General features: G+C 62.0%; 19 protein-coding genes. 17 read left to right on the forward strand and 2 right to left on the reverse strand.

All coding sequences use genetic code 11. From position 1 onward, the window contains the following. Positions 1–55 precede the first annotated feature (55 nt). The 9 genes from BUA69_RS13965 (at position 56) to BUA69_RS14005 (ending at position 9,227) form a co-directional block, all read left to right on the forward strand. The gene (locus BUA69_RS13965) at positions 56–454 is read left to right on the forward strand and encodes an FtsB family cell division protein (protein ID WP_046136085.1); all 399 of its coding nucleotides are present in this window, start codon (positions 56–58) and stop codon (positions 452–454) included. A gap of 113 nt (positions 455–567) precedes the next feature. Further along, positions 568–1,587, forward strand: coding sequence for a pyruvate dehydrogenase (acetyl-transferring) E1 component subunit alpha (pdhA, locus tag BUA69_RS13970; RefSeq protein ID WP_046136086.1), 1,020 nt, complete (start codon positions 568–570; stop codon positions 1,585–1,587). Between the two features lie 88 nt (positions 1,588–1,675). Next, positions 1,676–3,064, forward strand: coding sequence for a pyruvate dehydrogenase complex E1 component subunit beta (locus tag BUA69_RS13975; protein ID WP_046136087.1), 1,389 nt, complete (start codon positions 1,676–1,678; stop codon positions 3,062–3,064). An 11-nt stretch (positions 3,065–3,075) separates the two neighbouring features. Next, positions 3,076–4,422: a pyruvate dehydrogenase complex dihydrolipoamide acetyltransferase gene (locus tag BUA69_RS13980; RefSeq protein ID WP_046136088.1), complete on the forward strand. Its 1,347-nt coding sequence runs from the start codon at positions 3,076–3,078 to the stop codon at positions 4,420–4,422. 12 nt (positions 4,423–4,434) lie between these two features. Further along, entirely contained in the window at positions 4,435–5,082 is a 648-nt protein-coding gene (locus BUA69_RS13985; RefSeq protein ID WP_046136089.1) for an SGNH/GDSL hydrolase family protein, read from the forward strand. A gap of 27 nt (positions 5,083–5,109) precedes the next feature. Further along, positions 5,110–6,549, forward strand: coding sequence for a dihydrolipoyl dehydrogenase (lpdA, locus tag BUA69_RS13990; protein WP_046136090.1), 1,440 nt, complete (start codon positions 5,110–5,112; stop codon positions 6,547–6,549). A 171-nt stretch (positions 6,550–6,720) separates the two neighbouring features. Then, positions 6,721–7,761, forward strand: coding sequence for a Gfo/Idh/MocA family protein (locus BUA69_RS13995; protein WP_046136091.1), 1,041 nt, complete (start codon positions 6,721–6,723; stop codon positions 7,759–7,761). 72 nt (positions 7,762–7,833) lie between these two features. Then, positions 7,834–8,787: a lipoyl synthase gene (gene lipA, locus BUA69_RS14000; protein WP_046136092.1), complete on the forward strand. Its 954-nt coding sequence runs from the start codon at positions 7,834–7,836 to the stop codon at positions 8,785–8,787. After that, positions 8,787–9,227, forward strand: a complete 441-nt coding sequence (locus BUA69_RS14005) for a type II toxin-antitoxin system RatA family toxin (RefSeq protein ID WP_052950650.1) — start codon at positions 8,787–8,789, stop codon at positions 9,225–9,227. Before lipA ends, BUA69_RS14005 begins: the two co-directional genes overlap by 1 nt. A gap of 219 nt (positions 9,228–9,446) precedes the next feature. Here the strand turns inward: BUA69_RS14005 and BUA69_RS14010 are convergent, their stop codons facing one another. Together BUA69_RS14010 and BUA69_RS14015 are read right to left on the reverse strand one after the other, a co-directional pair. Next, positions 9,447–9,953 (reverse strand): CinA family protein, encoded by a 507-nt coding sequence (locus BUA69_RS14010; RefSeq protein WP_046136093.1) that lies wholly within the window; start codon positions 9,951–9,953, stop codon positions 9,447–9,449. Continuing rightward, entirely contained in the window at positions 9,953–11,143 is a 1,191-nt protein-coding gene (locus BUA69_RS14015; protein ID WP_046136094.1) for a bifunctional 2-C-methyl-D-erythritol 4-phosphate cytidylyltransferase/2-C-methyl-D-erythritol 2,4-cyclodiphosphate synthase, read from the reverse strand. Before BUA69_RS14015 ends, BUA69_RS14010 begins: the two co-directional genes overlap by 1 nt. A gap of 215 nt (positions 11,144–11,358) precedes the next feature. On the opposite strand from BUA69_RS14015, the gene dusB reads away from it, so the two are divergent. The 8 genes from dusB to ssb all read left to right on the forward strand — a co-directional run bounded on the left by dusB (position 11,359) and on the right by ssb (position 21,457). Then, a complete protein-coding gene (dusB, locus tag BUA69_RS14020) occupies positions 11,359–12,321 on the forward strand; it encodes a tRNA dihydrouridine synthase DusB (RefSeq protein WP_244468790.1) in 963 nt (320 codons plus the stop codon). Further along, the gene (locus BUA69_RS14025; protein WP_046136096.1) at positions 12,318–13,439 is read left to right on the forward strand and encodes a two-component system sensor histidine kinase NtrB; all 1,122 of its coding nucleotides are present in this window, start codon (positions 12,318–12,320) and stop codon (positions 13,437–13,439) included. Before dusB ends, BUA69_RS14025 begins: the two co-directional genes overlap by 4 nt. Then, positions 13,436–14,881: a nitrogen regulation protein NR(I) gene (gene ntrC, locus BUA69_RS14030; RefSeq protein WP_046136097.1), complete on the forward strand. Its 1,446-nt coding sequence runs from the start codon at positions 13,436–13,438 to the stop codon at positions 14,879–14,881. Before BUA69_RS14025 ends, ntrC begins: the two co-directional genes overlap by 4 nt. Before the next feature lie 263 nt (positions 14,882–15,144). Next, on the forward strand, positions 15,145–17,481 hold the full coding sequence (locus tag BUA69_RS14035) for a sensor histidine kinase NtrY-like (RefSeq protein WP_052950652.1): 2,337 nt from the start codon (positions 15,145–15,147) through the stop codon (positions 17,479–17,481). Beyond that, on the forward strand, positions 17,481–18,863 hold the full coding sequence (gene ntrX / locus BUA69_RS14040) for a nitrogen assimilation response regulator NtrX (RefSeq protein WP_046136098.1): 1,383 nt from the start codon (positions 17,481–17,483) through the stop codon (positions 18,861–18,863). The genes BUA69_RS14035 and ntrX overlap by 1 nt, the downstream gene beginning before the upstream one ends. A 187-nt stretch (positions 18,864–19,050) precedes the next feature. Further along, a complete protein-coding gene (gene hfq, locus BUA69_RS14045; protein WP_046136099.1) occupies positions 19,051–19,302 on the forward strand; it encodes an RNA chaperone Hfq in 252 nt (83 codons plus the stop codon). Between the two features lie 8 nt (positions 19,303–19,310). Beyond that, the gene (gene hflX / locus BUA69_RS14050) at positions 19,311–20,690 is read left to right on the forward strand and encodes a GTPase HflX (protein WP_046136100.1); all 1,380 of its coding nucleotides are present in this window, start codon (positions 19,311–19,313) and stop codon (positions 20,688–20,690) included. Between the two features lie 257 nt (positions 20,691–20,947). Further along, positions 20,948–21,457 carry a single-stranded DNA-binding protein gene (gene ssb, locus BUA69_RS14055; RefSeq protein ID WP_046136101.1) on the forward strand — a complete coding sequence of 170 codons (510 nt, stop codon included), beginning with the start codon at positions 20,948–20,950 and terminating at the stop codon, positions 21,455–21,457. Positions 21,458–21,579 lie beyond the last annotated feature (122 nt).

A 21,579-nucleotide genomic window follows, 5' to 3' on the forward strand; every position in this document is an offset into this window, starting at 1 on the left:
ACTCGGCGTTAAACCCTTGTCAGCCATACTGGGGCGGTTCAGTCCCGGTTTGCTCATGCCCACCCGTCTCAAACGTCCTCCCATCTGGCGCCCCCTCGGCCTCACGCTCGCCTTGCTCGGCTTTCAGGGCTATCTTGGTTTTTCAGCCATTGGGGGGCAGTTCGGCATCGAGAGTCGCGCGGAGATCATTTCCGACATCGGGGTTCTCAAGGGCCAGTCTTCGGCCCTGCAGGCCGAGATCGATGCCTTTCGTCACCGTGCTTCGCTGATGGATACGCGCCGCCTGGACCCCGACATCGTCACCGAGCGCGCCCGTGCGCTGCTGAACATGGCGCATGCCGACGACATTATCGTCATGGTCGATCCAAAGACTGGTAAACCGACTTCAGGTTCATATTCAGAATTATCTGAAAACGAGTTAAACACGAATCCTGCTGATAGTTCAGATATTTAGCGGGCGCAATTTCATGCGTTAGCCCATTGCTCTGCGTGCGCAGCTTGCGTTATTGTCCCGATCTGTGGCCAACTCGGCCACGCGACAATTCCCACCCCAGCGGAGCGTGAACGATGGCGCGTAAAGCGACGGCCACTAAGGCCCAGGCGCAATCCAATGTCCCTGAATTTTCCAAGGAACAGGAGCTCGACGCGTATCGCGAGATGCTGCTGATCCGGCGCTTCGAGGAAAAAGCCGGCCAGATGTATGGCATGGGCCTGATTGGTGGCTTCTGCCATCTCTATATCGGCCAGGAAGCTGTCGTGACCGGCATCACCATGGCCAGCGAGAAGGGCAAGGATGCCCAGATCACCGGCTATCGTGATCACGGCCACATGCTGGTCATGGGCCTCGACCCCAAGGGCGTCATGGCCGAGCTGACCGGTCGCGCTGGCGGTCTCAGCCGCGGCAAGGGCGGCTCCATGCACATGTTCTCCAATGAGCATCGCTTCTATGGCGGCAACGGCATTGTTGGCGCCCAGGCGTCGCTCGGCACTGGCCTGGCATTCGCCGCCAAGTACAAGGGCGACGGTTCGGTTTCGCTGGCCTATTTCGGCGACGGCGCGGCCAATCAGGGCCAGGTCTATGAGAGCTTCAACATGGCCAAGCTGTGGAAGCTGCCGGTTGTGTTCATCATCGAAAACAACAAGTACGCCATGGGCACTTCGATTGAGCGCGCTTCCGCGACCACCGATTTCTCCCAGCGCGGTGCCTCGTTCGATATCCCGGGCGAGCAGGTCGACGGCATGGACGTGCGGCTGGTCTATGATGCAGCCAAGCGCGCCATTGAATATGCACGTTCGGGCAATGGCCCCTACATCCTGGAAATGCTGACCTATCGCTATCGCGGCCACTCCATGTCCGATCCGGCGAAGTATCGCTCCAAGGACGAAGTGACCAAGTACCGTCAGGAGCGTGATCCGATCGAACAGGTCAAGGCACGGCTGCTGGAAGGCAAGCTGGCCACCGAGGAAGATCTCAAGGCCATTGAAAGCGAAATTCGCGCCATCGTCACCGAGGCTGCCGATTTTGCCACAAATGATCCAGAACCGGATGCCGCAGAGCTCTGGACCGACATCACCGTCAGCGCCTGACCTCGGTCAGGCGCTTGCGCGCTGAACATTCACCTATCTGTCCGCCGCGTGGCGACTACGCCCGGCGTCTCATTGCTGGAGAGCTCATATGCCTCAAATCCTGATGCCTGCGCTGTCGCCCACCATGGAAGAAGGCAAGCTTGCCAAGTGGCTGGTCAAGGTTGGTGATACCGTCAAGTCCGGTGACGTGCTGGCCGAGATCGAAACCGACAAGGCGACCATGGAAGTCGAGTCGGTCGATGAGGGCGTGGTCAAGGAACTGCTGGTCGCCGAAGGCACCGAAGGCGTGAAGGTCAATACGCCGATCGCACTGGTTCTGGCCGAAGGCGAAACTGCAGATGCAGCGCCGGCTGCCAAGACCGCGCCCGAGCCTGCCGAGGCGCCTGTCGTTCCGGCCGAGAAGGCCGCAGAAGTGGCGCCATCGCAGGCGACGGTTCCTGCCGCTCCCAAGTTCGAAGCCCAGTCCGATCCCGATCTGCCGGCTGGTGTCGAAATGGTCGAAATGACCGTCCGGCAGGCGCTGAACGAGGCCATGGCCGAAGAACTGCGCCGCGACAAGGACGTCTTCGTCATCGGCGAGGAAGTCGCCGAATATCAGGGCGCCTACAAGATCACCCAGAACCTGCTGCAGGAATTCGGGCCAGAGCGCATCATCGACACACCGATCACCGAGCACGGCTTTGCCGGTCTGGCCGTCGGCGCCGCCTTTGCCGGCCTCAAGCCGATCGTTGAGTTCATGACCTGGAACTTCGCCATGCAGGCGATCGACCAGATCATCAACTCCGCCGCCAAGCAGCTCTATATGTCGGGTGGTCAGGTCAAGGCGCCGATGGTGTTCCGCGGCCCCAACGGCGTGGCCTCGCGCGTCGGTGCCCAGCACAGCCAGGACTATTCGGCCTGGTACAGCCACGTTCCCGGCCTCACCGTCATCGCGCCCTATAGCGCCGCCGATGCCAAGGGCCTGCTCAAGGCTGCTATCCGTTCGCCCAACCCGGTGATTTTCCTCGAAAACGAAATCCTCTACGGCTCCACCGGCCTCGTGCCGCAGGTCGAGGACTTTGTCCTGCCGATTGGCAAGGCCCGCATTGCCCGCAAGGGCGCCGACGTGACCATCGTCTCGTTCTCGATGGGCATGCGCTACGCCACCCAGGCGACCGAAAAGCTGGTTGCTGCCGGCGTCGATGTCGAACTGATCGATCTGCGCACCCTGCGTCCGCTGGACAGCGACACGGTCATCGAGTCGGTCAAGAAGACCGGCCGTCTGGTTACCGTGGAAGAAGGCTGGCCGCAGGGCGGTATCGGCGCCGAGCTGTCGGCCCGCGTCATGGAACAGGCTTTCGATTACCTCGACGCCCCGGTGATGCGCGTCACCGGCAAGGACGTGCCGATGCCCTACGCCGCCAACCTCGAAAAGCTGGCGCTGCCAAACGTCGATGAAGTGATCGCGGCCGTCAATGCCGTGACCTACCGCTCGTAAGGAGAGACGCCATGCCAATTGAAATCACCATGCCGGCGCTCTCTCCCACCATGGAAGAGGGCAAGCTTGCCAAGTGGCACGTCAAGGAAGGCGACACCGTCTCCTCCGGCGACGTGATCGCTGAAATCGAGACCGATAAGGCCACGATGGAAGTCGAGGCCGTCGACGAGGGCAAGATCGGCAAGATCATGGTCGCCGAAGGCACTGACAACGTGAAGGTCAACGCCGTCATTGCCATCCTGCTGCAGGAAGGCGAAAGCGCCGATGCGGCCGTAGCGCCCAAACCCGCTCCGGCAGCCGAAACGCCAAAGGCCGAGGCCCCCAAGGCCGCCGCACCCGCTGAATCCCCCAAGCCCGAGGCCGTCGCTGCGCCTGCCGCGGCACCCGCTCCAGCCAAGGCTGCCGCGCCAGCGCCAAAGTCTGCCAATGGCAAGGTCTTCGCCTCGCCACTGGCCCGCCGCCTGGCCAAGGAAGCCGGCATCGACGTATCAGCCATTTCCGGCTCCGGTCCCAAGGGCCGCGTCGTCAAATCCGACGTCGAAGCCGCCAAGTCCGGCAAGACCCCGCTCAAGGCCGCTGCCACTGCACCCGCCGCCGGCGGCGTTGCCGCAACCGGCATGACCAAGGCTCAGGTGCTCGCACTCTACCCAGAGGGCAGCTACGAACTCGTGCCGAACGATGGCATGCGCAAGGTCGTGGCCGCGCGCCTCACCGAGAGCAAGCAGACCGTTCCGCATTTCTATCTCTCGCTCGATTGCAGGATCGATGGCCTGATGGCCGCCCGCGAGCAGATCAACGCCCAGGCCCCCAAGGGCAAGGACGGCAAGCCGGGCTACAAGCTCTCGGTCAATGATTTCGTCATGAAGGCCTGGGCCGTGGCCCTGCAGCGCGTTCCCGCCGCCAACGCCACCTGGGCCGGTGACTCCATCCTCTACCACAAGCGCAGCGACGTCGCTGTTGCCGTGGCAGTGCCGGGTGGCCTGTTCACTCCGGTAGTCAAGTCCTGCGATACCAAGACGCTTCGGGAAATCTCCGAAGAGGTCAAGGATCTCGCCGGTCGCGCCAAGTCCAAGAAGCTCGCTCCCCATGAATACCTGGGCGGCGCTTCCTCGGTGTCCAATCTCGGCATGTTCGGCATCAAGAACTTCCAGGCCGTGATCAATCCGCCCCATGGCACTATCCTTGCCGTCGGCGTCGGTGAAGAACGGGTCTATCCGGAAAACGGCCAGATCAAGATCGGCACCTTCATGACCGTCACCCTCAGCTGCGATCACCGCGCCGTCGATGGCGCGCTCGGCGCCGAAGTGCTGGGCGTGTTCAAGGGCCTGATCGAAAATCCCGTGATGATGCTGGCCTAAGGGGCAGGGCGCATGAAGACCATTCTTGCCTATGGCGACAGCCTGACTTATGGCGCAAATCCGCAGCCCGATGGGCTGCGGCATGCCTATGAAAACCGCTGGCCGACCGTTCTGGAGCAGGGGCTCGACGGCAATGCGCGGGTGATCGCCGAAGGCCTGGGTGGTCGCACCACCGCCTTCGATGATGGCTCGGCTTCGTCCGACCGCAATGGCGCCCGCATTCTTCCGGTGCTGCTTGATACCCACAAGCCGCTCGACATCGTCATCATCATGCTGGGCTCCAACGATCTCAAGCCGGCGATCCATGGCCGCGCCCTGACGGCGTCCTATGGCATTCGCAAGCTGATGCAGGTGGTCCGCGGCCACTTCATCCAGCCGGGCGACGTCATGCCCAAGCTGCTGATCGTCAGCCCGCCCCATCTGATCCCGACCCGGCATGCGGAGATGGGCCAGCATTTCGGTGGCGAAGCGGCGATTGCCGAATCCAAGCTGATGGCCGGTCACTACCGGACGCGTGCCGCCGAATACGGCGCGGAGTTCTATGACGCCGCCGACGTCGCCCACGCTGATCCGCTCGATGGGGTCCATCTCGACGCCGCCAATACCCGCGCGATCGGCACCGGCCTGATCCCGGTCGTCAAATCCATGCTGGGTCTCTGACCCGCTCATAATATCTCGGAGGCCCAAATGGCTGACCAATACGATCTCCTCGTCATCGGCGCCGGTCCCGGCGGCTATATCGCCGCCATCCGTGGCGCGCAGCTGGGTATGAAGGTTGCCATCGTCGAGCGTGAACACATGGCGGGCATCTGCTCCAACTGGGGCTGCATTCCCACCAAGGCGCTGCTGCGCACCGCCGAGGTCTACGGCCATATGAGCCACGCCAAGGATTACGGCCTTACCGCCGACAGCTTCGGCTTCGACATCGACGCCATCGTCAAGCGCTCGCGCGGTATCGCGGCGCAGATGAACAATGGTGTCCAGTTCCTGATGAAGAAGAACAAGGTCGACATCATCTGGGGCGAAGCCACGATCACCAAGCCGGGTGAGATCAAGGTTGCGCCGACCAAGAAGGCCATTGTTCAGCCGCAGGGCCCCGTGCCCAAGAATGCGCTGGGCGAAGGCACCTACAAGGCCAGGAACATCATCATCGCCACCGGCGCCCGCCCGCGCGTGCTGCCCGGCATCGAGCCCGATGGCGACAGGATCTGGACCTATTTCGAGGCAATGAAGCCGGCCACCATGCCCAAATCGCTTGTGGTCATGGGCTCGGGCGCCATTGGAGTCGAGTTCGCCTCGTTCTATCGCTCAATGGGCGCCGAGGTTACCATCATCGAATTGCTGCCCCAGATCATGCCCGTGGAAGATGCCGAGATTTCGGCCCTGGCCCGCAAGCGCCTGGAAAAGCGCGGCATCAAGATCCTGACCGATGCCAAGGTCGCCAAGGTCGAAAAGACCAAGGACGGCGTCATCGCCCATGTCGAGCTCAAGTCCGGCGAAAAGCAGCAGGTCACTGGCGACAAGCTGATCTCCGCCGTCGGCGTGCAGTGCAATATCGAAGGCCTTGGCCTTGAGACCGTCGGCGTCAAGACCGAGCGCGGCGCCATCGTCATCGACAATTACGGCAAGACCAATATCGACGGAATCTGGGCGATTGGCGACGTCGCCGGCCCGCCGATGCTGGCCCACAAGGCCGAGCATGAAGCCGTCATCACCGTCGAAAAGATCGCCGGCCTGCCGGTCCATGGCCTCGACAAGCTCAAGGTCCCGGGCTGCACCTATTGCGAGCCACAGGTGGCCAGCGTCGGCCTCACCGAGGCCAAGGCCAAGGAAGCCGGGCGCGAGATCAAGGTCGGCCGCTTCCCCTTCGTCGGCAATGGCAAGGCTATCGCCCTGGGCGAACCCGATGGGCTGGTGAAGACCATTTTCGATGCCAAGACCGGCGAATTGCTGGGCGCCCACATGGTCGGTGCCGAAGTCACCGAGTTGATCCAGGGCTTCGTCATCGCCATGAACCTGGAAACCACCGAGGAAGAACTGATCCACACCATCTTCCCGCATCCGACCCTGTCGGAAACGATGAAGGAAAGCGTCCTCGACGCCTATGGCCGCGTTCTGAATATGTAGGCGTGAGCGGCGCCAACACACGCGATGTCACCCCGGCGCAGGCCGGGGTCCATTCTGAAGGCCTTCAACCCGCAACAGCGACACGGCACGGATCCCGGCTTCGCCGGAATGGCCCGGTGGGTCACTGCAACGACGAACCTGCAAACGGCGAACCCTGAAGGAGTTATCCACATGGTCAAAGCTATCCAGATCGGTCTCGGACACTGGGGTTTCAGCTGGACCAAGGATGTTATCCCCAAAGTTCCCAATATTGAGATGGTCGGCTATGTCGACAGCAATCCGGATGCCACAGCTCGCGTCCAGGCCGAACTGGGCGTTCCCGAAAGCCTGTGTTTCAACGACCTGGAAACCGCAGCCGGCGCCGTAAAAGCCGAACTGGCCATCTGCACGCTGCGCACTGAAGCCCATTATCCGGTGGTCAGGCGCTGCCTGGAACTGGGCCTGAGCGTCATCGTCGAAAAGCCCTTCGCCACGACCATTGCCCAGGCCAAGGAACTCGTCGCTCTCGCCAAGGCCAATGGCCGGGTGCTGATGGTCAGCCAGAACTACCGCTTCCAGCCCGGTCCGATTGCCGCTGCCGAACTGATCGGCGCGCAGAAATTCGGGCCGGTCAACCTGGTCTCCATTGATTTCCGCCGCCATGCCCCCAGCCAGGGCTATCGCTATTGGGACATGCCCGATCCACTGCTGGCCGATATGTCCATCCACCATTTCGATCTGATGCGCATGGTGCTGAGCGATAACCCCAGGCGCGTTTCCTGCCGCACCTGGAACCCGCCTGCCAGCCCCTTCGGCCACCACCCCATCGGCGTCGCCACGCTGGAATTCGAGCGCGGCACCATCGTGTCCTATCGCGGCAGCTGGATGAGTAGCGGCCCGGTTACCCCTTGGTCGGGGGAATGGGTGATGGATTGCTCGGAAGGTGAAATCCTCTGGAGCTCACGCGACCACTTCATGGGCAAGTCCGGCCCCGACCGGTTGAGCCTGCGCCCCCTGGACGGTGAACTGACCCCGGTTCCGCTGGAGCCGGTGCAATATGCCGACCGGGTCGGCACGCTGGCCGCCATCGCCAGGGTGATCGAAACCGGCACCGTGCCAGCGCGGTTCAGCTCGGGCGAAGACAATCTCCATTCCCTGGCCCTGGTTCAGGCGACCATTCTCTCGGCCTCGCGTGGCGGAGACTGGGTCGAGATCGCCGAAGTTCTGCAATAGTTAAAAAGGCCGGGTTGAACCGGCTGCCTTTGGGAGCGATATAGAGGGCACTTGCCCAGTCAGGACCAACAATTGGTTACGCTCATCGATAATTCGGCGCTCAAGCCGCGCCACCCCGAAAAGGCCAATCGGCCCGATACCGTAGTTCTGCGCAAGCCCGACTGGATCCGCGTCAAGGCGCCGGGCTCCCCCGTCTACAAGGAAACCCAGCAGATCGTGCGCGAGCACGGGCTGGTGACGGTTTGCGAGGAAGCGGGTTGCCCCAATATTGGCGAGTGCTGGTCCAAGAAGCACGCCACCATGATGATCATGGGCGAAATCTGCACGCGCGCCTGCGCTTTCTGCAATGTGCGCACCGGCATGCCCGGGCCGCTGGACCCCAACGAGCCCGAAAATGTTGCCAGTGCCGTCCACAAGCTCGGCCTCGAGCACGTGGTCATCACTTCGGTCGATCGTGACGATCTCGCCGATGGCGGCGCCCAGCACTTTGCCGACGTGATCCTGGCGATCCGCGCCCGCAATCCCAAGACGACCATCGAAATCCTGACCCCGGACTTCCTGCGCAAGGAAGGCGCACTGGAGATCGTCGTGGCCGCCAAGCCCGACGTCTTCAACCACAATCTGGAAACAGTGCCGTCCAAATACCTCAAGGTCCGTCCGGGCGCGCGCTACTTCCACTCGATCCGGCTGCTGCAGAAGGTCAAGGAACTCGATCCCACAATGTTCACCAAGTCGGGGATCATGGTGGGCCTCGGCGAGGAGCGCAACGAGGTGCTCCAGCTGATGGATGACCTGCGGTCCGCCGATGTGGACTTTCTCACCATCGGCCAGTACCTGCAGCCGACCAAGAAGCACTATCCGCTGCAGCGCTTCGTCACCCCCGACGAATTCAAGTCGTTCGCAACGGTTGCCACGGCCAAGGGTTTCTCGCTGGTGTCGTCCAGCCCGCTCACCCGGTCGTCCCACCATGCCGGCGAAGACTTTGCCGCGCTCAAAGCAGCACGTATGGCGAAGCTCGGTCACTGATGAAGCGATTTTTCGAGCGGCACGTGCCGCACCTGCCTGAGCGGATGTACGGCATCGTAGCCGACCTCAACGACTATCCGCGCTTCGTGCCCAACTGCAAGGCGATGGATGTCCGCCCGGACCCTGCATCGCCCGATGACACGCGGCTGGCCCGCATGACGCTGTTCTTCGGCCCGATCACCCAGGCCTATACCAGCCGCGTCGTGCTCGATCCGGTCGCCCGCACCATCAAGGCCAAGGCCATCGACGGCCCCTTCGCCTATCTCGACAGCGTCTGGAGCTTCGAGCCCGAAGGCATGGGCACCCGCGTGCGCTTCGAGATCGACTTCAAGATCTCCAACCCGCTGATTGCAGCACTCGCCGAACCTGCCTTCGCCGCCAAGCAGGAAGAGATCATGCGCGCCTTCGCCGACGAAGCCGACCGCCGCTACGGGGATTAGTCGCGCCGCTCTCTCGCCGCGCGTCGCCACCAGGTCATTCCCGCGCGGGCTGGAATCCATTCTTCATGCTGGTCGCCGCCTCAATCCTCTCACCCCCGCCGCGCTGCCCACGGGCTCGACCCGTGGGCCACCCTCAACCCGACACGGCGCGGGCAGTGATTCCCAGACCAAGTCCTGGAACGGCCCGGTGCTTGGACATCCAGCCACCGGGCAGGGACGCTACCCCTCAGTCGTGCTCGTCAACACCTGCACCACCAGATCCAGCGCCGCCTTGACGCTGGCCTCGCGCACCGGCAACCGCCCAAGGTCCCCAAACTGGTGCTCGATGACCACGGTCGCCAGTTCCGAAGACACCGCCACGTAAACCAGTCCAACCGGCTTCTTCTCGCTACCGCCATCGGGCCCGGCAATGCCGGTCACCGCCACGGCGAAGTCGGCGCGGGCCGTGTTGCGCGCCCCATCGGCCATGGCCCGGGCCACCTGGTTGGAAACCGCACCATAATCGCGGATCAGCCGGGGCTGCACGTGGATCATGCGCGACTTGGCGAGGTTGGAATAGGTGACATAGCCGCCGATGAACGACGCCGAGGCGCCGGGGATGTCGGTTAAAGCTGCTGCAATCATGCCGCCAGTGCAGCTTTCTGCGGTAACGATGGTCTTACCGGTTTCGGTCAGCAGTTGAATGATCCGTTTGGCCGGATCGGGCGCTGCTTTTGCCGCTGCCATCAATCGTTCCTCGGTAGTTCAATGCTCGCACTGGCCATAGCCACCATGCCTTCCTCCCGCCCGATAAACCCAAGCTTCTCGCTCGTTGTCGCCTTGATCGCGATCCGTGAGGTCACGATGCCCAATGCCTCGGCGATGACCGCACGCATCGCCGGAACATGTTCGGCGATCCTCGGCGCTTCGCAGACGATTGTCACGTCCAGATTGACGATGCGGCCGCCAGCATTGGCAACCAGCAAACCAGCATGCTTGAGAAAAACCACCGATGCGGTGCCGCGCCACTGCATATCGCTGGGTGGGAAGTGAATACCGATATCCCCCTCGCCAATGGCCCCCAGAATCGCGTCGGTGAGCGCGTGCAATGCCACGTCGGCGTCGGAGTGCCCCTTGAGCTTGGCCGTATGGGGAATGCGCACACCGCCCAGCCAGACTGCATCGCCGGCCTCGAACTGATGCACGTCATAGCCAGTGCCGATACGGGTTTCCATGCGACTATCTCCAAGTACGATCCGCTCGGCCCGCGCGAAATCTTCGGGATGCGTAATCTTGATATTATCGGTGCTGCCCATGACCATGCCGACGCGCAGCCCCGCCCATTCTGCGATCTCCGCATCATCGGTAAACTGCCGCCGCACCGTCGCTGCGCGCATATGCGCAGAAAAGATTTGCCCGAATCGGAAGCCCTGCGGGGTCTGCGCCGCGAACAATTGATGCCGGTCCTCGGTGGTGGCCACCAGCGCGCCGTCCAGCGATCGCTTGATCGTGTCGGTCAACGGTAAGGCGGGCAGGGCGCCATCATGGGTTTGCAGCACCGTCAGGACGTCGCTTATGAGCGCCGGGGAGGCAAAGGGGCGGGCAGCGTCCTGGATCAGCACCAGGTCCGGCTTGTGCGGCGCCAGGGCCTTGAGCCCCTCCAACACCGACGCTTGCCGCGAGTCGCCGCCGATGACCGGAGCCATCAGGCGCTTATCGCTGAGGCCCAGTCCCGCATAGCGTTCGCTGTGATCGGGGTGAATGACGGGGACAATCCGCGCGATCTCTGGCACGTCCAGAAACGCCGCTACGGTACGCGACAGCACGGGAGCGCCAGCCACGGGCCGGTATTGCTTGGGATCGGGCTCTCCGCCGACACTGGCACGTTCGCCACGACCGGCGGCGACGATGATGACGGCGATGGATTTGGGAGGCATGGAGGAGGGTACTCAAACAAGAAATTGTCACACACAGGTGGTCTAGCGCTGCCATGGGCGAGCGGCAAGGCTGAGCCCGGTGCACAGGAGCCGTGCAGCGATAAGGTGTTGCGCGCGACTTGGTTTTGATTATTGTGCAGGCATTATTGGGACAGTGACCATTTCTGGGGCAGATTGTGTCTGAGTTTGCCTGCGGCTTGAGCATCGGGAGTCATGTGGTTCGCAACAATGCGTTCCTGGCGCCCATGGCCGGAATCACCGACCGGCCTTTCCGCGAAATCGCTGAAAAGTTCGGCGCCGGATTGGTCGTATCCGAAATGATCGCTAGCGCTGCCCTCGGCACCGGCCACCATGACATGGTGCGCAAGCTCGGCAAGGCCGGCAAACTGCCGCATGTTGTGCAATTGGCCGGTTGCGAAGCCGAGTGGATGGCCGCCGGCGCCAGGATCGCCCATGAAGCGGGCGCCGATATCATCGACATCAACTTTGGCTGCCCGTCCAAGCGGGTTACCAACGGCTATGCCGGCTCGGCGCTTATGCGCGTGCCCGACCAGGCAATGACCCTGATCGATGCTGTCGTAGGGGCAACGCCGCTCCCGGTCACCGTCAAGATGCGCTTGGGCTGGGACGACGATAGCCTCAATGCGCCGCTGATGGCCCGCCGCGCCGTCGATGCTGGTGCGCAGATGATCACCGTGCATGGTCGCACGCGGCAACAATTCTACAAGGGCAGCGCCCGCTGGGAACTGGTCCGTGCCGTCGTCGAGGCGGTTGATGTGCCAGTGGTCGTCAATGGCGACATCATCGACTTTGCCAGCGCCCAGGAAGCCCTGAGCCTGTCGGGCGCCGCGGCAGTCATGCTCGGCCGCGGTGCACAGGGGCGGCCGTGGGCCGTCGGCCAGATTGGCGCGCAATTGCGCGGCGAGACCCCGCAAGCGGCCCCGACAGGACAGGACCTCGTGGCACTGATCTCCGCTCATTACGAACAGATCCTCTACGAATACGGCATCGCTGTCGGCGTCCGTGCCGCGCGCAAGCATCTCGATTGGTATGCCCAAGCCATGGGGCTGACGCTCGACAAGCCGACAAGGCTTGCCTTTCTCAATGCCGAGGAGCCCGCAGCGGTCCTGGCGATGATTGGCGAAATTTATTCGGGCGACTGGAAAACTGCCGCATGAACGACACTCTCGCAGCCATTCCGTCAACCGCAGTGCTGCAGGCACTGCCGCAACCCATTGTTGTCGTTGGGGAAGAGCATCAGATCATCTTCGTCAATTACGCCGCCGAAGCCTTCTTTGGCGCCTCGCTGAGCGTACTCACCCGCCAAAGGCTGGATGACCTGATCGCCTTCGGATCGCCCATCATCAGCCTGGTCGAAACCGTCGCGCTACGGCGCGCGCCAATGACCGAGTACCGGGTTCGGGTCGGCTCATCGCGCTTTGGTGACGAGCGGGTCGCAGACGTCTTCGCCAGCCCGATTTCCGATACCGATGGCCGCGTGGCGCTCCTGATCCAGGAGCGCACCATGGCCGACAAGATCGACAGGCAGATGGTGTCCCGCGGTGCAGCGCGCTCGGTAACGGGCCTGGCCTCCATGCTGGCTCATGAAATCAAGAACCCGCTCTCAGGCATTCGCGGCGCCGCGCAGTTGCTCGAACAGAGCATTGCCGCCGACGAGGTCCCCCTGGCGCGGCTGATCCGCGATGAAACGGACCGCATTGTCGGCCTGCTCGACCGCGTGGAAGTGTTCGGCGATGACCGGCCGCTGGAACGGGAGCCGATCAATATCCACGTCGTGCTCGACCGGGTGAAACTGTTGGCCCGCAATGGCGTGGCGCGTGGTGTGACGTTTTCGGAAGAGTACGATCCGTCGCTGCCGCCGGTCTTCGGCAACCGCGACCAGCTGATCCAGGTCTTCCTTAACCTGGTCAAGAATGCCTCCGAAGCGCTTGAACGCACACAGAAACCTGAGATTCGACTGACGACCGCCTTCCGACCTGGCATTCGCATCAGCGTGCTGGGCGTGTCCGAACGTATCTCGCTGCCGCTTGAGATCGTCATCGAGGATAATGGCCCCGGCGTGCCGCCTGATATCCTGCCATTCCTGTTCGATCCGTTCATCACCACCAAGACGAATGGCTCCGGACTCGGCCTGGCGCTGGTTGCCAAGATCGTGGGCGACCATGGTGGGGTGATCGATTGCGAAAGCCGGCCGGGGCGCACCCGTTTCCGTATCCTGCTGCCAGTGGCTAGCGGGGCATTTACGACGTCCACTGAAGAGGGTACGGCCCGATGAGCCATGTTGTTCTGCTTGCCGATGACGATGCAGCCATCCGCATGGTCCTGAACCAGGCGCTCACGCGCGCCGGCTATGAGGTGCGTCCCACCGGCAATATCTCAACGATGTGGAACTGGATCAGTCGTGGCGAAGGCGATGTGTTGATCACCGACGTCGCCATGCCGGACGGCAATGCCTTTGAGGTGATGCCCAAGATCAAAAAGCTGCGTCCCGATCTGCCGATGATCGTGATGTCGGCCCAGAACACTTTCATGACCGCCATCCGGGCCAATGAAGTTGGCGCCTACGAATACCTGCCCAAGCCCTTCGACATTACCGAAGTGCTCTCGGTGGTAGCCCGGGCGCTGGCCGATGCCAAAAAGCCGACCACCGGCGATCGCAAGGCCGAGGAGCCCGGCGAGACCATGCCGCTGGTCGGTCGCTCGACGGCCATGCAGGACATCTACCGCGCCTTGGCCCGCCTGATGCAGACCGATCTCACGGTGATGATCACCGGCGAAAGCGGCACCGGCAAGGAACTGGTGGCTCGGGCGCTGCATGACTTTGGCAAACGCCGCAACGGCCCCTTCGTGGCCATCAACATGGCCGCCATTCCGCGCGACTTGATCGAGGCGGAGCTGTTCGGCCATGAGAAGGGCGCCTTTACCGGCGCCAATTCGCGCACATCCGGCCGCTTCGAGCAAGCCGAGGGTGGTACGCTGTTCCTCGATGAAATCGGCGACATGCCGATGGATGCACAGACCCGCCTGCTGCGCGTGCTGCAGGAAGGCGAGTATACGATGGTCGGGGGGCGCTCCTCGATCAAGACCAATGTCCGCATCGTCGCCGCCACGCACCGCGATCTCAGCCAGATGATCCGGCAGGGACTGTTCCGCGAGGATCTTTATTATCGCCTGAACGTGGTGCCGATCCGCCTGCCACCACTGCGTGAGCGCGTCGATGATGTCGGCGATCTTGCCGCCCACTTCCTCAAGGCGGCACAGCGCGAAGGCGAGCCCATCAAGTCGATCGCGCCCGAAGCCATCAAACTGATGCAGAACTACTCCTGGCCGGGCAATGTCCGCGAGCTGGAGAACCTTGTCCGCCGCCTGTCAGCGCTCTATGCCGACGAGAGCATCTCGGCCGAGATTGTCCAGAACGAACTCAACATTACCGATCGTCCGCAGGTCACCGGCAGTTCCGGAACCATGGATGTCTCAATGGCAGTCGAAACCCATGTTGGGCAGTTGCTGCGCGAATACGAACCGAATCTGCCGCCAGCAGGTCTCTATCAGCGTGTGATCGACCGCGTGGAAGCGCCGCTGATCGCCATGACGCTCAATGCCTGTGGCGGCAATCAGATCAAGGCGGCGGATTTGCTGGGATTAAATCGCAACACGCTGCGCAAGAAAATCCGCACGCACAGCATCGAGATTGTGAAGCATAGCCGGCGGAACTGAACGAGCGACAATCCATGGCCGCTCGCCTAAAAACTCCAGGTTATGCGGGGGTTTGGGGATCGAATGTGCGGGGCTTCTGGGCCCTGCGAGCGTAGCCCTTCGGGCGTCCGGTCCTGAAAACACGCCACCGGCGTGTTTTCGCGCCCACGGGGCGCCGGACCGGACTGTCACATTTTGGCAACAATTGTCTTGAAGGGTCTGTCTCATTGGGGCAGACTCTGCCTTTGATTTGGCAGAAGAGGGAAAGCCTTGCGGCTTTTTGAATGACCGAGACTTCGGCACACAGTGACGAGCCCCGCGATATGGAGCGGGAAGACACGGGCAAGTCTGCGCGCCCGGCGTTTCTGGGTGCGCAGAATAATGGCCCGCTGCGGGTCGTCGGCTTCTTCGTCGTCGTCGCCTCCGTGCTCATGTCGTCGGTTTCGTTCCTGATCCTGATCGGCGCGACCAATATCGAGCCTTCCGCCGAGGTCTGGACCATCATCTGGATCTGCACCGGCGTGCTGGTGCTGCTGGTGATTGCCCTGGTGGTCACCGAAGCGGCGCTGCTGATCCAGGCTCGCCTGCAGCGGCAGCCCGGCGCTGGCCTGCAAATCCGCATGGTCACCATGTTCGCGCTCGTCGCTGCCATCCCTGCGGCCATTGTTGCCGTGGTGGCGACCATCTCGCTCAATCAGGGCCTCGATCAATGGTTCTCCGAACGAACCCGCGCCATGGTGGAAAGCTCCCGGCTGGTGGCGCGCTCCTACATGCTCGAACACGCGCAGGTCCTACGCGATGACATCATCTGGGTTGCCACCGAACTCGAGCAGGCTCGTGGCACCTTCGAGACCGATCGTGATCGTTTTGGACGCATCCTGACAGCGCTTGCGGTAACGCGTTCGCTACCATTCACCTCGCTGATCTCAGCCGACGGCGATACGCTGATGCGCGCCCAGATCGCGGTGCAGGGGGCTTATCCCAAACTGCCCGAAGGCATCACCCAGGGCGTCTCCGAAGGCATTCCCACCCAGATTTCGCCTGGTCAGACCAACCTCGTCGGCTCCATCGTCAAGCTGCGCGGCTACGAGGATACTTTCCTGTTTGTAGCCCGGCCAGTCGATGCCGAAGTGCTCGAATATATGCGGCTGACCGATGAGAACATCACCGAGTATCGCGAATACGCGTCAAACCGGCTGGTGTTCCAGATCACCTTCACCATCATGTATGTCGGCCTGGCCGTGGTGCTGCTGCTGGCCGCACTGTGGATCGGCATCGCGCTGGCCAATCGCTTCGTTGACCCGATCCGAAACCTGATGATCGCCTCCAACCGCGTCAGCAAGGGCGATCTCGACGTGCGCGTTCCGGTGCAACAGGGACGGGGTGATCTGCGCGATCTGTCCAATCGCTTCAACCGGATGACCCAGCAGCTCAAGAGCCAGCGCGAAGCCCTGCTGACTGCAAGCGAAATGAACGAAAAGCGCCGCCAGTTCACCGAGGCGGTAGTGGAAGGCGTGTCGGCCGGCATCATCGGCCTCGACCCGTTTGGGGCCGTGACCCTGGTCAATGCGCGTGCCTGTGAAATGCTGGGCAAAGACGAAATAGCGCTGATGGGCGAACGCATCGAAGAAGTGCTGCCACAACTGGCGCCAGTGCTCGAGCGCACCCGCTCGGCCCGCCGCGGCCAGGTGCGCGACCAGATCTATCTCGGCAACGAGACCGACCGGCGCACCTATCAGGTGCAGTTGACGCGCGAGGGGTCCATCACCGAATCCAAAGGCTACGTGCTGACCTTTGACGATATTACCGATCTGGAATCAGCCCAGCGCACCAGCGCCTGGGCCGACGTCGCGCGCCGGATCGCCCACGAAATCAAGAACCCGCTCACCCCGATCCAGCTTTCGGCCGAGCGCCTGCGCCGCCGCTATGGCGCCAAGCTGGAAGACGATCGCGAGGTCTTCGACAAGTGCATCAATACGATTGTGCGCCAGGTCGGCGATATCGGGCGTATGGTGGACGAATTCTCGGCCTTTGCCCGGATGCCCGAAGCGGCGCCCGAAATCGCTGATCTCTCCGACACCATCCGCCAGGCGGTTTTCCTGGAAAGCGTGCGCCTGCCGGAAATAACCATCAATACGGAACTACCGAACGAGCCCATTCGTGCCTATTTCGATAGTCGGTTGATTGCCCAGAGTCTGACCAACCTCATCAAGAATGCCGTGGAGGCATTTGAAACGGTCGATATTTCGGCTTCATACCGACCCACCATAAGGGTGCAGGCCCAGATCGAAGGCGATCACGCACGGGTTGCCGTGTCTGACAATGGCAAGGGTTGGCCCAAGGATAACCGCCAGCGTCTGCTGGAACCCTATATGACGACGCGCGAGAAGGGCACCGGCCTTGGTCTTGCCATCGTCGCCAAGATTATCGAGCAGCACGGCGGAATCGTTGAGCTGGTCGATGCCGAACCTGACGACAATGGGCGAATTGGCGCTTGCGTAACCTTTACGCTGCCGCTGCGTTCGCCCACCAAGATTTCAGAGGAAGCCGGTACTGCCCGCGGGCATGCCGAGCCATCCCAAAATGAGGAGCCGCCATACGAGGCGGTCGTTCACACATAATGGCACTCGACATTCTGATTATCGATGACGAAGACGATATCCGTGACCTGATCGCGGGTATTCTCGATGACGAGGGCTTTGAGACCCGTCAGGCCCACGACGCCGATAGCGGCCTCAACGAGATCGCGCGCCGCCGGCCCAGTCTGGTGTTCCTCGATATCTGGATGCAGGGCTCGCGGCTGGATGGCCTGCAACTGCTCGACGTGTTCCAGAGCCAGCACCCCGATATGCCGGTGGTGATGATCTCGGGCCACGGCAATGTCGAAACGGCGGTCTCCGCCATTCGGCGCGGCGCCTATGACTATATCGAGAAGCCGTTCAAGATTGATCGGCTGCTGCACATTACCCAGCGGGCGATGGAAGCCACCCGGCTGCGCAGTGAGGTCGCCGAACTCAAGGAACGCTCGGCGACCAAGAGCGCCGACCTGGTTGGCACGTCGCCGGCGCTGCAGCAGATTCGCGGCATCATCGAGAAGTCCGCGCCGACCAATTCGCGCATCTTTATCTCCGGGCCATCGGGCGCCGGCAAGGGCCTCGTCGCCCGCATGATCCATCAGCGCAGCCCCCGGGCCGACGCGCCATTTGTCGAGATCAACGCCTCACTCTACGCACCCGAGGAAGTGCCGGTGGTGCTCTTTGGCCGTGAAGTTCGCGAGAAGACCGGCATTTTGCGCGCCGAAGTCGGTGCGCTGGAAAAAGCCCATGGTGGCACCCTGTATCTGTCGGAAGTGACGGCGCTACCGGCCCAAACCCAGGCTGCATTGCTGCGCACGCTCGTCGAAAACCGGTTCAACCGCGTCGGGGGCACCCAGGCCGTGCCGATCGACGTTCGCATCATCGCGGCAAGTTCGCAGAATGTCGCCGCCCAGATCGAGGCCGGCGAGTTCCGTTCGGACCTGTTCCATCGGCTGTCCATCGTGCCGCTGCCGCTAACCCCGCTCAAGGAGCGCCGCGAAGACGTGCCACCGCTGGTTTCTGTGTTCATCGAACAGGTGTGCCGCATGCACAACCTGCAACGCATGACAGTCGGCGATGACGCCATTGCGGTGCTCCAGGCGCAGGAATGGCCGGGCAATGCCCGCCAATTGCGCAATTCCATCGAGCGCCTTCTGATTCTGATGAAGGATCAGCAGCCCGAGAATGGCATCATCACGGCTGCCATGCTGCCCTCCGATATCGGCGAAGTCCTGCCAACAGTGGGCGATACCGATGCCTCGGCCCATTTGATGAGCTTGCCCCTGCGCGATGCTCGAGAAGTGTTCGAGCGGCAATACCTGCTGGCGCAGATCGAAAGGTTCGGCGGCAACATCTCCAAGACAGCCGAGTTCGTCGGCATGGAGCGCAGCGCATTGCACCGCAAGATCAAATCGCTCGGTCTGTAAATGGAATGAAAAAAACGCAGGCCGCACCTGCGGCCCGCGGGTAGGCACGAAAAGTCTTCTGTGCCATAGTGCTCAATGTGTGACGAACACACCTCTGGACCCAGAGCGGGGCGGCAGCTCTGGTGTCAGCCTGGGTCAACCAGCGCAACCATAACAGCGACAACAAAAGCCGCGAAAAGAGGCCTGAATGGCTAGTGAAAAACAACAAAATCTGCAGGACTCTTTCCTTAATCACGTCCGCAAGCAAAAAGTTCCGGTTACGATATTTCTCGTCAACGGCGTCAAGCTGCAGGGCGTGATCACCTGGTTTGACAATTTCTGCCTGTTGCTGCGCCGGGATGCTCAGTCGCAACTCGTTTACAAGCATGCGATTTCGACCATCATGCCGGGCGCGCCAATCCAGCTGTTCGATCCTGAGCAGAACCAAGATAGCGACTGATCGCATATATGAGTGACCACGAAGGCGACGAGGCCGGCCACAAGGGCGGCCCGAAGGCATTTATCGATCGGCGTCAGCTCGCGACCCGGGTCGGTCTGGTTTGTCCTGATGTCCGCGGCAGTTTCTCTCAGCACAGCATCGAGGCCCGCAAGTCCGAGTTCGAAGGCCTCGCTGGGGCCATCGAGCTGGACATCGTGTTTTCGGAAGTTTTCAAGGTCCGTGAAGTCAAGCCTGCGACCTTCATCGGTGGCGGCCATGTCGAGACACTGGCGCAGCGCGTCAAGGATGAGGACATCGATCTCCTGATCATCGATGCCGCGCTGACCGCCATCCAGCAGCGCAATCTTGAGAAGGAAACCGGCGCCAAGGTCCTGGACCGAACGGCGCTTATTCTCGAAATTTTCGGTGAGCGCGCTGCCACGCGCGAAGGTGTGCTGCAGGTCGAACTGGCGCATCTGAACTATCAGAAGGGCCGCCTGGTCCGCTCATGGACCCACCTGGAGCGCCAACGCGGCAGCGGTGGCTATGGCTTTATGGGTGGTCCAGGCGAAACCCAGATCGAAAGCGACCGGCGCCAGATCACCGACCGCATCGTGCTGCTCGAAGAGCGGCTGGAAAAGGTCAAGAAAACGCGCGCCCAACAGCGCCGGCAGCGCGACGACACGCCGTTCCCGATCGTGGCTCTTGTTGGTTATACCAATGCCGGCAAGTCCAGCCTTTTCAACACGCTGACCGGGGCAGGGGTGTTCGCTGAAGACCTGTTGTTCGCGACCTTGGACACGACCGTCCGTAAGCTGGAATTGCCGCATGGCCGCGAGGTCATGCTGAGCGACACGGTGGGCTTTGTTGCCGATTTGCCCACCGACCTCGTCGCCGCCTTTCGGGCCACGCTCGAAGAAGTCGTAGATGCCGACGTCGTCCTGCATGTGCGCGACATTTCCAATCCCGATCATCTGGCGCAGGCGCAGGATGTGCTCAAGGTCCTGGGCGATCTGGGGGTTTCATCAGAAACGACACCGGTTATCGAAGTCTGGAACAAGATCGACCTGCTGACTGCAGGCAGTGAAGACGGCGAAGACGTGCTGGCGTCGGTCACGCCTGCCGGCCGGGTCGCCGCGGTCATCCGGGCTTCGGCAAAGACCGGTGACGGGCTCGCAGCCCTCAAATTGGCCATCGAAGCGGCGCTTTCGGAGAAGAGCCGCACTTATCACGTCCATGTCCCGCACAGCGCCGGCAGCGATATCGGCTGGTTGCACAGCCACGCTGAAATCATCTCGCGCGATGAGCCCACCGAACAGGGCTCGGGCTTCGTCGTGAGGGTCGATCCGCGTCATAAGACAGCGTTTCTTGAGCGGTTCAATGGCCGCATCGAAAGCTCCGACGCTTAACGCGGCGACGTCAAGAACCTTCGTCTGGGACAGTGCACTGCTCTTGTTGAGTGTGGGCTTGATCAGGTTTGGAGTAGCCTTGACAAACCCGTCGATATTCGGAACATAAAGAGAACATAAATTGGCCGCGCGCAGCGATCCCGGCCACAAGCAACTGTTGATGACGGCAGCTTTAGGCGCGCATCCGGCAACGTAAGGCGCTAAACTGCGCGCAAACGGCGGCAGGACCGTCACTCTGGATTGGAAGGAATATCGCCATGGCGGGCAGCGTCAATAAAGTCATTCTGGTCGGCAATCTTGGTGCCGATCCTGAAGTGCGCAGCCTGCCCAGCGGCGGCAAGGTGGTGAATCTCTCCATCGCGACTTCGGAAAGCTGGAAAGACAAGAACTCCGGTGAGCGTCGCGAAAAGACCGAGTGGCACCGCGTGGTGATCTTCTCCGAGGGGCTGGCCCGGGTTGCCGAGAGCTATCTGCGCAAGGGCAGCAAGGTGTATATCGAAGGCCAGTTGCAGACCCGCAAGTGGCAGGACCAGAGCGGCGCCGACAAGTACTCGACCGAAGTCGTGTTGCAGGGATTCAATTCGAACCTGACCCTGCTCGACGGTCGTGGCGACGGCGACAACGCCGGCGGCGGCGACAATGGTGGCTTCCGCGGCACGCGTCAGTCGGACAATGCCGGCGGAGCCGGTGGTGGCGGTGCCCGTCGTCCCTCCAGCAATGCGCCAGCTTTTGAGCCAGGTGGCATGGATGACGATATCCCGTTCTGAGCCCTGCTGGGGGAACGTGTCTCTATGATCAGCCAATGAGTTGATCTTGGTTTCGGAAATGGGTCGCTTCGGCGGCCCATTTTTGCAATATGGCGCCGATGCGGGTCTAGCCATCCCGGCGG

The sequence above is a fragment of the Devosia limi DSM 17137 genome (assembly GCF_900128975.1).
Lineage (GTDB): Bacteria > Pseudomonadota > Alphaproteobacteria > Rhizobiales > Devosiaceae > Devosia > Devosia limi.

Bases quoted from the DNA above. Each gene is read 5' to 3' on its own strand.
- lpdA (WP_046136090.1), top strand. From the start codon at position 5,110: ATGGCTGACCAATACGATCTCCTCGTCATCGGCGCCGGTCCCGGCGGC.
- BUA69_RS14005 (WP_052950650.1), top strand. From the start codon at position 8,787: ATGAAGCGATTTTTCGAGCGGCACGTGCCGCACCTGCCTGAGCGGATG.
- BUA69_RS14025 (WP_046136096.1), top strand. From the start codon at position 12,318: ATGAACGACACTCTCGCAGCCATTCCGTCAACCGCAGTGCTGCAGGCA.
- BUA69_RS13975 (WP_046136087.1), top strand. From the start codon at position 1,676: ATGCCTCAAATCCTGATGCCTGCGCTGTCGCCCACCATGGAAGAAGGC.
- hfq (WP_046136099.1), top strand. From the start codon at position 19,051: ATGGCTAGTGAAAAACAACAAAATCTGCAGGACTCTTTCCTTAATCAC.
- hflX (WP_046136100.1), top strand. From the start codon at position 19,311: ATGAGTGACCACGAAGGCGACGAGGCCGGCCACAAGGGCGGCCCGAAG.
- ssb (WP_046136101.1), top strand. From the start codon at position 20,948: ATGGCGGGCAGCGTCAATAAAGTCATTCTGGTCGGCAATCTTGGTGCC.
- BUA69_RS14010 (WP_046136093.1), bottom strand. From the start codon at position 9,953: ATGGCAGCGGCAAAAGCAGCGCCCGATCCGGCCAAACGGATCATTCAA.
- ntrC (WP_046136097.1), top strand. From the start codon at position 13,436: ATGAGCCATGTTGTTCTGCTTGCCGATGACGATGCAGCCATCCGCATG.
- BUA69_RS13980 (WP_046136088.1), top strand. From the start codon at position 3,076: ATGCCAATTGAAATCACCATGCCGGCGCTCTCTCCCACCATGGAAGAG.
- ntrX (WP_046136098.1), top strand. From the start codon at position 17,481: ATGGCACTCGACATTCTGATTATCGATGACGAAGACGATATCCGTGAC.
- BUA69_RS14035 (WP_052950652.1), top strand. From the start codon at position 15,145: ATGACCGAGACTTCGGCACACAGTGACGAGCCCCGCGATATGGAGCGG.
- pdhA (WP_046136086.1), top strand. From the start codon at position 568: ATGGCGCGTAAAGCGACGGCCACTAAGGCCCAGGCGCAATCCAATGTC.
- BUA69_RS13995 (WP_046136091.1), top strand. From the start codon at position 6,721: ATGGTCAAAGCTATCCAGATCGGTCTCGGACACTGGGGTTTCAGCTGG.
- BUA69_RS14015 (WP_046136094.1), bottom strand. From the start codon at position 11,143: ATGCCTCCCAAATCCATCGCCGTCATCATCGTCGCCGCCGGTCGTGGC.
- BUA69_RS13985 (WP_046136089.1), top strand. From the start codon at position 4,435: ATGAAGACCATTCTTGCCTATGGCGACAGCCTGACTTATGGCGCAAAT.
- BUA69_RS13965 (WP_046136085.1), top strand. From the start codon at position 56: ATGCCCACCCGTCTCAAACGTCCTCCCATCTGGCGCCCCCTCGGCCTC.